Genomic DNA, 11,403 nt, shown 5'->3' on the forward strand with positions numbered 1-11,403 from the left:
CACGTACCAGGAAACGACGTAACCTATTGATTTATAAGCTGTGAGCAGGGTCCTTGTAATCAGTAGGTCCCGGGTTCGATTCCTGGTGCCGGCACCATTCAAGGTTCCATAGAAAGCTTTCAAAATCTCTGGAACCCCCGAAAAACCCGCCTTCTGGCGGGTTTTTTCGTTTTGGCGGTCCGTCGGATTCCGAGGGTAGCCAGCGCAAATAAGGGTACTTTTAAGGATACCTACCAATTCGATATTGGAAAGTACCCTTATGGCTCGCACAACGGCTCCCCTTACCGACAACGCCTGCCGCACTGCAAAGGCTCGCGAACGTGAGTACAAGCTTTTTGACGGCGATGGTCTTTACCTGCTCGTGAAGCCCAACGGTCGCAAAGGCTGGCGGCTCAGGTACGTGAAGCCCGATGGTCGCGAGGGCCTGACCTCACTCGGCAATTACCCGGTGGTCGGGCTGGCTGACGCTCGCCACAAGCGCTTCGAGCTCAAACAGCAGCTCGCCAACGGCATTGACCCTATCCAGTCCAAGCAGCAGGCCAAGGTGCAGGCCGTAATCAATGGCCGTACCTTCGAAAGCGTTGCGCTCGATTGGTATGCCGGGATGGTGCCGAAGTGGGCGCCGGGCCACGCCAAGACTGTGCTCAGCCGGTTGAAGACTCACGTATTCCCTTTGCTCGGTGCCAGGGCAATCGTCGAGCTCGATACCCACGAACTCATGCAGCCTCTAGAAGCCGTGACGAAACGCGGCACCATCGACGTGGCGCTCAGGATCAAGAACTACCTGCAAAGCATCATGCGCGAGGCCAAACGGCTGCGGCTGATCACAGCGAACCCGGCTCACGACCTCGATGGCTCGATCAAGACACCACGGGTAACTCACCGGCCGGCACTACCCCTATCGCGGCTTCCAGAGCTATTGGCATGCATCGAGGACTACAGAGGTCGACCTCTCACGCGCCTCACGGTAATTCTGTCGTTGCATGTATTCGTACGCTCCAGTGAACTGCGCTTCGCCCGTTGGAATGAGTTCGACCTCAAGCGCGGAATCTGGGAGATCCCCGACACCCGCCCGGCGCTGGACGGCGTGCCGTTTTCCACAAGGGGTACGAAGATGGCCGGGGACATTCACGTTGTACCCTTATCGCCGCAAGCCGTGGCCTTGCTTGAGCAGATCCACGCGATCACCGGCAAGTTCGACCTGGTGTTCGCGGGAGATGCCAAACCGTGGAAACCGATGTCTGAGAACACGGTGAATGCCGCGCTCAGGACGATGGGCTACGACACCAAGGTGGATATCTGCGGCCACGGATTCCGAGCCATGGCGTGCAGTGCGCTGGTCGAGTCCGGGCTGTGGTCAGAGACGGCCATCGAACGGCAGATGAGCCACAAGGAACGCAACAACGTGCGGGCCGCTTATACCCACAAGGCCGAGTTCCTCGAAGAGCGCCGGATGATCATGACCTGGTGGAGCCGGTTTCTGGAGGCGAACCGCGAGGACCATGTGACGCCGCATGAGTTCGCCAAGCAGACGGGCGAGAACGTCACGCGGCTTCGCAGTGCCAAGAGGACCGAGTAACCCGCCGCACCACCACCTCAACTCGCTGTGAAGTTACCCACAGCACCGCATGAAGCTCCTCCGCGCAGGTCCTTTCAAACGGGGCTGCAAAGCCGCCCCGTTTGAAAAGACCAGACCTAAGAAAAAAACTGCTGGCAAAGCTTAAGTCTGTGGAAAACCACAGATGTCCACCGGGGGATAGTTTTATCCACAGGCGCTAAATCCCTGAAATCGCTTTCCTTGACGAACATTGTCCACAGGCGTAGACCGGGAGTTGCAAGCGCTGTCGATGACAGCACCCTAGGTGACCCGAACCTTAAAGGTCACACCGCTCCCGCGGTGGTTCTTCCCAAGGGCGATTCGCATCCGGCAGCTCGCCCGGTCACTACCCATGTGATGGATGCTCTTACACATAAAGCGCTCGTGCGCCAGATGCTCCGTACCTCGCTGCCCTGCAGCAACCTATCCGCTTGGCCGACTTTTGCGCCAACCTGTGCCCGTCTCTTTCTGTGGAAAGAGACGGGCACTTCTAACACTGCTGCAGCCCTGATAGCACGAGGCTTTGCGGCAATCCCCCTCGTGACAAACGCCGATGTCACCAGCAACAGCCATGTAGATGATGGTGCCGCAGACCAAGGAATGGACTGCACCTGACTGACAGTCAGGCATGCCCCGGTCATCGCATCGCTGCTTGCACCTGGCTCAGGATCTCGCGGCACTGGTCTCGACAGCCAATGCAGCCTCCACCCGCCCACCGGTAACGGTGTTCAGGAGGCCAGATCATGAGATGCCCTTGCTCCCGGACGTAAGGAGCCGCCAGTCCCGCGTTAGAGGACATCCCCACAGGTCGCAGGGGCCTTGATCCCTGATAACACTCAACATTCTTGGCGGGATGACGTGGGGGTAAATGCGGTGGTAACCGTCAGAGGACGATAACAAGGCTTGAGAAATTTCTGCATTAAGCAGGATGAAGCCGTGGGCTTGAATTGGCCATACGCATAATGGCATGCTGCCATACATATAGATTCCTCCTCAAAACACACACGCCAAAGAATATGGATGTCAAAAAGAAATGGACTTAACACTCGAGAGCGATGAATTTCTCAATGGTTTTGATCATCTGGACTGCCATACAGTTAAGTCCAACACAATAGATTTGTTTTCACTGAAAATCAATGCCAACGAATTCAACTACACATCTCTACAAGAATATCTGATAGACCCGCTTGTTAATTACTCGCTATCTCGGAAGGTAAGAACAGAATATCAAGGAAAGCCTGCAACTCTATCTAGAAAAGCACGAGAAAAATTTCTGGACTATTTGAGAAACAGAGGAGAGCTTGGCGAGCTATTGCTTTATTGTTTCTTAGAGTCACATCTGAAAGCACCTAAAATACTTTCGAAACTCGAACTTAAAACCTCCACAAGCCACTATGTAAATGGCGCCGACGGCGTACATTTCGCAAAACTAGACGACGGAAACTTTCAAATAATATTTGGCGAATCAAAAACAGAAGAAAGTCTAACCACAGCACTAAGCCATGCATTCAAGTCAATATTCGAATTTAAGAACGAAATCAATTCTTCAGGCGTAAGTAAAAGCGGACTACCCTATGAAAAGGGGTTAATCAGTGATCATCTAGAAAAAGAAACGTTCAGCGATGCCGAAAAAAGTTTCATAAAAAGCATAATATATCCTAAACGAGACAACAAGTTCGAAGTAGACGACGCCTTTGGGATATTCATTGGATATGAAATTACTATTGAGGATGCCGATCGCTGGCTCCCCAATTCAGAATTCAGGAAGAAGACTCAGGATAAAATTAAGAAAGAAATTCAAGAGCGCCTTAGCCATATCGAGAAAAAAATCACCGAATACAAGCTATTTGGTCACAGATTTTATATCTATATCTTACCCTTCACAGAGCTCTCTAAGACCAGAACCAAAATCCAGGAGGAGATTACAAAATGAGGTTCTTTGAAGAGCTATCAAACGAAGCACTCAATGACGAGTACTTTCTGGAACTGTTAGTTAAACTCGAAACCATTTCGGCACAAAATTTTTTCAAAATCCCTGTCGCCAACATCACATCAAAAGAGCTAACCGACTCCCTTCGTTTCGCAGACATACTTTCACGATCAGAAAACCCTGACGCAAAAAACAAATCTTACAAAATAGTCAGCTTACTATCTGAATCGCATCAAAAAGACGAAACTTTTTTAACATTCGCAAAGCCAATACTTATCAGGCTAGGCAATTTCCCCGCCTTAAGCTATTTAGAAGATAGCTTGGGGATAGATGTCAAATCACCACGAGAAGTGGTCTTTGAAAAGATCATCAAAGAAACATTTCACGCTATCCCGAATAGCAGTTACACGTTTACAGACTCACAGTATGAAATCTACGAGAGTCTCAAAAAAAACAACCATTTCAGCTTTTCCGGCCCTACATCTATCGGCAAGTCTTTTATCATCAAGGCCTTTATCCACCATTTAATACGTGAAAGCAACGGCAATGACAACATTGCCTTACTGGTTCCCACCAGGGCGCTTATAAATCAAGCAGAAAACCAAATAAAGTCGGAATTTTCGCAATACACTCAATACAAAGTACTTGCTCATCCGATAATCCCAAAAGCCTTGAAGAGAGAATCCAATAAATTTATATTCATTTTCACCCCCGAACGCTTGATATCCTACTTATCAACCGCCGACAACCCCAAAATCGACTACCTGTTCATTGACGAAGCGCACAAAATAGTATCTGAGAGCGATACGCGAAGCCCTCTTTATTACCACGCCATTCTTCAAGCCGAGAGAAAAAGCGTCAAGCTTTACTTTGCGTCCCCAAACATTCCAAATCCTGATATCTTTTTGCGTCTATTTGAGAAAAGCGCAGAAGAATCACTCTGTGTAAAAAGCTCTCCTGTTTCTCAGAATAGATACTTTTTAGATTTAGTTGAAAAGCGAGGAGTACTTTTATCCGACTCTGAAAGTGAGATAAATCTTTCCTTGGAATTTGATTCTAACGACTTAAACCACTGGATTAAAAAACTATCCAGCGGAGAAAAGAGCATTATATATTGCAACTCAAAATCTGACACTATCGAACTAGCCCTCCAATTTGCAGACACGTTGCCAGCAAAAAACATCAAGGAAGTGAATGAAGTAATTACGCTCATCGAGCAGCATCTGCATAAAAAATACTATTTAGTCGATTGTTTGAAGAAAGGCGTAGCGTTCCACTTTGGTAATTTACCGCAGCGTATTAGAGAGCGGATAGAGTGGCTTTTTGAGTCTAAAAAGATTGACTACCTTTTTTGCACCTCCACGCTTCTAGAAGGGGTGAACCTCCCTGCCAAAAACATTTTCATATTGAGCAATGCTATTGGACTAACGAAATTTACGGATATTGACTTTTGGAATCTTTGTGGTCGCGCAGGCCGACTCACAAAAGAGTTGTCTGGCAACATAATATGCACCCGCGCATTCAACAAAAAAAACCGATGGGATAAGCCTGAAACAGACCTGAATGTGGTCAAACAAAAGAAAATAAAGAAGCTTGAACCGCAGATAATTTCTGGGAAAGGGAATTTTTACAAAAATCTTGAATCCGCCTTGAACGGAAAAGAATTTACCAAGAAAAAACCCTCTGCAAATCAAGTAAGCATCTGGAAGCACTATGCGAACATTGCGCTAATCCATGAAGTGCGCGGTGATGACTCAGTCCTTAGATCAAGTTTAATAAACAGTAGCAATACGGGACAAGCCACATTAAAAGCAAAAACAGCATCTATTGTCATGCCGCAGAAAATTCTAGAGTCATGCTCAGGAATAAAACCTGAATACCAAAATGAAATTTACAAGAACGCTAGAGCCAGTACGTCTATATTGCCTGAAGAAATCACATACGAGACAGCTCTGGCCGCATTAAGATCGCTAAGCAATTTTTATCGTTGGCCAGACGAGGAATCTTCGGGGAAATCACCTTTGTATACCTCTGCCGACGTTCTAAAATATTATGCCGTGTTAATTTCAGGCTGGGCAAATACCAAACCTCTTCACTTGATGATTCAAACTGCCTTGGACCATTATGAAACCAAGGGCGAAATATGGATCACAAACGAAACCATCCCTTTCGATAAAAACAACAAAAAACACTTAAATGTCGTTATCAACAACCTAATATCAGACATCGACAACTTCATACGCTTCAAAATCAGAAGCTACTTTGAAAACTACAATCTGCTTATAAACTCAAGCCTTGGCGATACTGCTGAAGTCCCCAACTGGGCTGAGTATCTTGAATACGGCACTACTGACTACAGAGTAATCGAACTACAAAACTACGGAATACCTCGCCATCTCGCACTGTATCTGATTGAAAACCACGAAAGCTCAATGAACTTTGGCGACAGCAATCAAGCACCATTCGAAAAGAAAAAAGTGCTTGAACTCATGGACAAAGAAAGCGATGAATTCAGAGAGCTAAGCGAGCTAGAGCTATACTACTAACATCGTTAAATGGGGAATCACTGTGTCCATACTAAACAATGCAATTGAGTCAATTCAACTTGGAATGGAGGATTTCCATAATGATGATCCCCGCCGGGTGCAGTCTGCCATACGAAACTTGTATGCAGGAATCCTTCTGCTATTCAAATACAAGCTTCAGCAGCTTAGCCCTGAAGGCTCTGACGAAGTCCTGTTAAAAACCAAAATAATCCCTACAATCAATCCCACCACTGGTATTGTGGTATGGGTTGGCAAGGGGAAGAAAACAGTAGAGGTTCACGACATCAGTGAACGACTCACAGCACTAGGCATTACGAACATCGAGTGGAATCGCCTTAGCACTTTACAAAGCATCCGCAACAATATCGAGCATTACTTTAGCACTTTACCCGCTGAGCGCATGAAGGAAGCGGTAGCAAACTCGCTTCATTTAATCATTCAATTTTGCGAACCGTACTTGGGTCAGCAACCGGTTGATATTTTAGGCCAGGAGTGCTGGGAATTAATGCTAAATGAAGCGACAATATATGACGCCGAGCTACAATCATGCAGAGGAAATTTAGAAAGTGTTAACTGGCCATTCCCCGAAGTTGGTGAATCAATTCCTAAGATGAGATGCCCAGAATGTGACTCTGAGCTACTAAGAGTTACAAATACTCAGGCAATCCGTAATGATATTAATTTCCTGTGCAGTAGCTGTCAGGAAGAGTTTACGTATCCACAGATAGTAGGCCCGGCAATTAGTGAAGCGATGGCTGGTAGAAATCATTGGCGAGTTAAGGATGGAGACCAAGCTGTCACTGGCGATTGCCCAGAATGTGGAGAAGATACATTTCTTCTAGACCATAACGAGTGCGCTTCTTGTTTTTATGAACTGGAATATACCGAGTGCGAATGGTGTGGCGAGAGTTTAGTTTTGGAAGATCAGTACTTGGAGGGAACTTGTGGCTATTGCCAGAATAGATACGACAGAATAATGGCTGAGTGAGATTTAACATAACCCCACTAAAACGTCCGAGTTCGATTTCACTGAGAGCCATAAATAGCTGAATGATTTATAGTCACCTTTTGAGGTACGTCAAATTTTCCACCGAATTCCAGATCTGCGAAAAAACTGGCGTCGCCGACCAGGACCGTTCGTCTGGTGCCGCACCATCCGCAGTATCAAAAAAGGCTCACCGTAAGGTGGGCCTTTTTTGTTTTCGCAGTCCAGAACGGGTCTGCCCCGCCAAGCTCAGGCAACCTTCTGCCCCAACGTTTCCCAGCCCAAACAGGCCAACGCCAATGTACGCGGCACTGCTTCTCGACCACTGCTATATCGGCTGATGCTACGTGCGCTAACGCCCAATGCTTCGGCAGCCTGATCGAGCGTCATCCGATGTCGCAGGCGCCAGCGGATGAAAATCCGCGTGTTTTCATCCGGCGCTGTCTGGGCAAGGGCGTCCAGCAACAAGGTGTCTGCACCGATTTGAATATCCAGCGCAGGCCATTCCACTGACCAGCCCCCGTCACCCAATACAGCACCTTGGAACGCCTCACGCTTGGCAAGAGGTGCCAAGCCTGGATACGCGGCAAGCGCGTCACTCATATCCAAGTCGAATCGCTGGCCATTGGTAAAAGTCAGCTCCAGCCGTGCGCTGGGCCGTGCCTGAACAGCCCGCAGGCGGGGACGTTTCATCGATGCCATTTCATCCACTCCTTCAACAGATCGGCCTGATTGGCCGCGACCCACGCTAGGGCCTCTTGCACCACTTTGGCCGGTGCCTTGCCCTGTGTAACGACAACAGATTCAAGGCTGATCACCACGTCTACACCGCCACCAGTCAGGTGCACATGCGGCGGTAAGTGGTCCCGCTCTCTTAGCTCGATGCGGTACTTGTCACGAAATCGGTTTGGTAGAGGTGATCTGAAGATATCGCCAAATTGGCGATGCATAAAGTGATGTCTATTCTGTGAAGGTCACGCCGCTCCCTGCGGTGGGTCACTTCCCAAGCTAAGCCAACCTTCTGCCCTGACGTCCCCCAACAAGTCGCGATGGCTAGACGCCCTGCGAAGCTAGAGGCCAAGCGTGACGTGGCTTTCAGCCTAGTTCTGGATTGTTGGAGCGTGGTACTAACTGGGAGGGACAGGGAAGGCTTGAAGCTGTCCCGAAGACGTCAGCTCAATGCTGCAAGCACATGCTTAGGGTCGTTCTGTATTGCACGAAGCAGAGCACGAGCGGGGCCTTCTGGCTCGCGGCGGCCTTGTTCCCAATTCCGTAGGGTCCCTACAGCAACATTGATGCGTTTGGCGAAGGCAGCCTGGGAGAGACCCGTTGCTTGGCGGATTTTTTTGACCTGAACCGCATCAACGTGGAACTCGCGCGAAGCCTGGCGCTCACCGCGATCGATCTCATCCATCTGTGTCATGCTTTCCACCAGACGATCGAAGAGATTCTTTTCCATTACTTCCACCCTTTATTGATTACGCGAAGCTCCGCTTTCTGTTTATCGGCCAAGGTATCCACGATGCCATTGCGAGAGATCGGAACCAAGCAGCATCTAGCACACCGAAGTTACATAATAATTCGCTCTGTATTTTCCGCAGCCGCTCAAAGATGCAAAGCCCGCCACAATGGCGGGCATATTTATTCACTCTAGACAAGCATGCCTTGTCAGTTACTGACTGATCTCCTACAGGCCCAGGCCATCTTTGAGCCTGGCGAACATCCTGTTCAAATATTTGTTTTCCCTAGTTATTTCATTTACTGAAACTGGTTAACACCGACAACTCTATTAGGCTTCTTGCAACACTCTAAGTGCAGCTGATGCTAAAAAACCGGAACGGCTTTTTTGCTCAGGGTGATGTTTTACATACTCGTCGATACGATTAAGCAAATGGCCAGGCAGGGTTATATTCAACTTCTCAGCCTTGCCTAGATATTTCGTTATATCAATATCAACTACTGCCCAAGTGCAGCCTGCATACTCAGGATTGGCCGAATGGACGGTCAACTTATTAGCGGCAGGAATCGCCGCTCCATCCTCGGCCAGTAATTCCAAGTGACCTTCGATCGCTTCTTTGGCCATCGCCATAGCATCGTCGAGATCATCACCAGCTGAGAAACAGCCCGGAATATCTGGAACGTCGATACCCCAAGCGTGTTGCTCATCGCCAGGAAAAATCACAACTGGATAAAGCACTGAGCTTCCTCCTCGGACGCTGGAATGGCCAACCACGGACCTGTCAACACTATAACCACCAAGGGATATGGTGCGAAAATTGTTGTCACCAAAAAATACATGAAGGAATCTGCGTAATTGCACCTCCAAGGCAGCTCGGTAGGTGCAAGCCTTAAAACGCCCTATTCACCGCAAATGACATGTTCCACGGGTCTCCATAAATCACTCCGCACCCACCCGCTTACAGGCTGACCTACAGGGCTAGGAATCGCGCACAACCACACCCCAGCCCGTCATCAGGTAACAGTGTTTTACCAATTGCCATGGTTTTCCGCGCGCCCAGTTTCCCTATCCTTGCCCCGGTCATCCTGCCTGCGATGGACCCATGAAACACTCTCTACCCAGCCGTTACGCCTGCCTGGCCATCTGCCTGATTTTCACCTGCGCCAGCCTTCCCCTGCTTACCACGCTCACCTGGCTCTGGCCGCTGACGGTGATCACCGCCCTGCTCAGCCTTGTTGGCCTGAACGACCTGCGCCAGAGCCATCACGCAGTACGGCGCAACTACCCGATCCTGGGCAACATCCGCTACCTGATCGAAACCATCCGCCCGGAGATCCGCCAGTACCTGATAGAAGGCGACGACGACAAGCTGCCCTTCTCCCGTTCGCAACGGTCGCTGGTCTACGCCCGGGCCAAGAACGAAAGCGCCGAGAAAGCCTTCGGCACCCTCAACGATGCCTATAAACCCGGCTTCGAATTCATCAGCCATTCGATGGTGCCGGTGGCAACCCCGGACCCTGCCTCGTTCCGTATCGCCATTGGCGGGCCGCAGTGCCGGGTGCCCTACTCGGCGTCGATCTTCAACATCTCGGCGATGAGCTTCGGCGCACTTAGCGCCAACGCCATCGCCGCGCTGAACCGGGGCGCGCGCATGGGCCGCTTTGCCCATGACACCGGTGAAGGCAGCATCAGCCCTTACCACCGTGAGCATGGCGGCGATCTGATTTGGGAAATCGGCAGTGGTTACTTCGGCTGCCGTACCGAGCAAGGCCGCTTCGACCCGCAGCGCTTCGCCGCCCAGGCCCGCGACCCGCAGGTGAAGATGATCGAGATCAAGCTCAGCCAGGGCGCCAAACCCGGCCACGGCGGCATTCTGCCAGGGCACAAGGTCAGCGCTGAAATCGCCGCCACTCGTGGCGTGCGTGTGGGCGAGGACTGCATCTCACCGGCGGCGCACAGTGCCTTTCGCACGCCGCTGGAGCTGCTGCACTTTGTCGCTGAACTGCGTGAGCTGTCCGGTGGCAAACCCGTGGGCTTCAAGTTCTGCCTGGGCCACCCGTGGGAATTCATGGGCATCGCCAAGGCCATGCTGGCCACCGGCATCACCCCGGACTTCATCGTCGTCGACGGCAAGGAAGGCGGCACCGGCGCGGCGCCGCGCGAGTTCAGCGACAACATGGGCGTGCCCATGCGCGAAGGGCTGATGTTCGTGCACAACACCTTGGTAGGCCTGAACCTGCGCTCGAGCATCCGTATCGGTGCGGCGGGCAAGATCGTCAGCGCCTTCGATATCGCCAGCGTGCTTGCCATCGGCGCCGACTGGGTCAACTCGGCGCGCGGTTTCATGTTCGCCATCGGTTGCATCCAGTCGCAGAGCTGCCATACCAACAAGTGCCCGACCGGTGTGGCCACCCAGGACCCGTTGCGCCAGCGTGCGCTGGTGGTGCCGGACAAGGCCGAGCGGGTCGCCAGCTTCCACCGCAACACCCTCCATGCCCTGGCCGAGATGCTGGCGGCCGCCGGCCTGGAGCACCCCTCGGAGCTCAAGCCCAAGCACCTGGCACGGCGCATCAGCACCAGCGAGATCAGCCTGTTTTCTGATTTGCATCAGTTCCTCAAGCCCGGCGAATTGCTCAGCGGCTCGATCGAAAGCGAGTTCTATGCACGGATGTGGCGGATGGCGCGCAGCGACAGCTTTGCACCGGAGACGGGGGACGTGGTTATAACGAAAACGGCTCGCACAAAAGAAGCAGAGCCTGCTTGAAGGGCAGAATTGCCGGACATCTGCACCGGCCTCATCGCCGGCAAGCCGGCTTGTATGGTAGGACTCGAAGGGGTGGGTGGGACCTAAAGCCGGCTTCTGACTGTTCACAGCAGTACAGACCG

At 50.9% G+C, this 11,403-nt stretch carries 9 protein-coding genes; 5 read left to right on the forward strand and 4 right to left on the reverse strand.

Annotated elements, in window-relative coordinates:
• Positions 1 to 259: 259 nt before the first annotated feature.
• The 4 genes from EGJ09_RS24760 (at position 260) to EGJ09_RS24780 (ending at position 7,061) form a co-directional block, all read left to right on the forward strand.
• Positions 260 to 1,579 carry an integrase arm-type DNA-binding domain-containing protein gene (locus EGJ09_RS24760; protein ID WP_125925013.1) on the forward strand — a complete coding sequence of 440 codons (1,320 nt, stop codon included), beginning with the start codon at positions 260 to 262 and terminating at the stop codon, positions 1,577 to 1,579.
• 1,051 nt (positions 1,580 to 2,630) lie between these two features.
• Positions 2,631 to 3,530, forward strand: coding sequence for a DUF1837 domain-containing protein (locus tag EGJ09_RS24770; RefSeq protein ID WP_125925014.1), 900 nt, complete (start codon positions 2,631 to 2,633; stop codon positions 3,528 to 3,530).
• Positions 3,527 to 6,073, forward strand: a complete 2,547-nt coding sequence (locus EGJ09_RS24775; RefSeq protein ID WP_125925015.1) for a DEAD/DEAH box helicase — start codon at positions 3,527 to 3,529, stop codon at positions 6,071 to 6,073. Before EGJ09_RS24770 ends, EGJ09_RS24775 begins: the two co-directional genes overlap by 4 nt.
• A 22-nt stretch (positions 6,074 to 6,095) precedes the next feature.
• Entirely contained in the window at positions 6,096 to 7,061 is a 966-nt protein-coding gene (locus EGJ09_RS24780) for a hypothetical protein (protein WP_125925016.1), read from the forward strand.
• Between the two features lie 246 nt (positions 7,062 to 7,307).
• Here EGJ09_RS24780 and EGJ09_RS24785 read toward each other — a convergent pair whose 3' ends face one another.
• The 4 genes from EGJ09_RS24785 to EGJ09_RS24800 form a co-directional block, all read right to left on the reverse strand.
• The gene (locus EGJ09_RS24785) at positions 7,308 to 7,760 is read right to left on the reverse strand and encodes a DUF2442 domain-containing protein (protein ID WP_125925017.1); all 453 of its coding nucleotides are present in this window, start codon (positions 7,758 to 7,760) and stop codon (positions 7,308 to 7,310) included.
• Positions 7,748 to 8,008: a DUF4160 domain-containing protein gene (locus tag EGJ09_RS24790; RefSeq protein WP_125925018.1), complete on the reverse strand. Its 261-nt coding sequence runs from the start codon at positions 8,006 to 8,008 to the stop codon at positions 7,748 to 7,750. The genes EGJ09_RS24785 and EGJ09_RS24790 overlap by 13 nt, the downstream gene beginning before the upstream one ends.
• Before the next feature lie 221 nt (positions 8,009 to 8,229).
• Entirely contained in the window at positions 8,230 to 8,517 is a 288-nt protein-coding gene (locus EGJ09_RS24795) for a DNA-binding transcriptional regulator (protein WP_125925019.1), read from the reverse strand.
• A gap of 330 nt (positions 8,518 to 8,847) precedes the next feature.
• Positions 8,848 to 9,255 carry a type II toxin-antitoxin system HicB family antitoxin gene (locus EGJ09_RS24800; protein ID WP_125925020.1) on the reverse strand — a complete coding sequence of 136 codons (408 nt, stop codon included), beginning with the start codon at positions 9,253 to 9,255 and terminating at the stop codon, positions 8,848 to 8,850.
• Positions 9,256 to 9,619: 364 nt separating this feature from the next.
• Here EGJ09_RS24800 and EGJ09_RS24805 point away from each other — a divergent pair, with 364 nt between their 5' ends.
• Positions 9,620 to 11,281: an FMN-binding glutamate synthase family protein gene (locus tag EGJ09_RS24805; RefSeq protein ID WP_125925021.1), complete on the forward strand. Its 1,662-nt coding sequence runs from the start codon at positions 9,620 to 9,622 to the stop codon at positions 11,279 to 11,281.
• Positions 11,282 to 11,403: the final 122 nt, after the last annotated feature.

Source organism: Pseudomonas sp. p106, from assembly GCF_003936645.1.
GTDB lineage: Bacteria > Pseudomonadota > Gammaproteobacteria > Pseudomonadales > Pseudomonadaceae > Aquipseudomonas > Aquipseudomonas putida_E.

What these genes read in the sequence shown, in the direction of transcription:
- EGJ09_RS24785 (WP_125925017.1), bottom strand. Translation starts at nt 7,760, where the DNA reads ATGGCATCGATGAAACGTCCCCGCCTGCGGGCTGTTCAGGCACGGCCC.
- EGJ09_RS24760 (WP_125925013.1), top strand. Translation starts at nt 260, where the DNA reads ATGGCTCGCACAACGGCTCCCCTTACCGACAACGCCTGCCGCACTGCA.
- EGJ09_RS24795 (WP_125925019.1), bottom strand. Translation starts at nt 8,517, where the DNA reads ATGGAAAAGAATCTCTTCGATCGTCTGGTGGAAAGCATGACACAGATG.
- EGJ09_RS24805 (WP_125925021.1), top strand. Translation starts at nt 9,620, where the DNA reads ATGAAACACTCTCTACCCAGCCGTTACGCCTGCCTGGCCATCTGCCTG.
- EGJ09_RS24790 (WP_125925018.1), bottom strand. Translation starts at nt 8,008, where the DNA reads ATGCATCGCCAATTTGGCGATATCTTCAGATCACCTCTACCAAACCGA.
- EGJ09_RS24775 (WP_125925015.1), top strand. Translation starts at nt 3,527, where the DNA reads ATGAGGTTCTTTGAAGAGCTATCAAACGAAGCACTCAATGACGAGTAC.
- EGJ09_RS24770 (WP_125925014.1), top strand. Translation starts at nt 2,631, where the DNA reads ATGGACTTAACACTCGAGAGCGATGAATTTCTCAATGGTTTTGATCAT.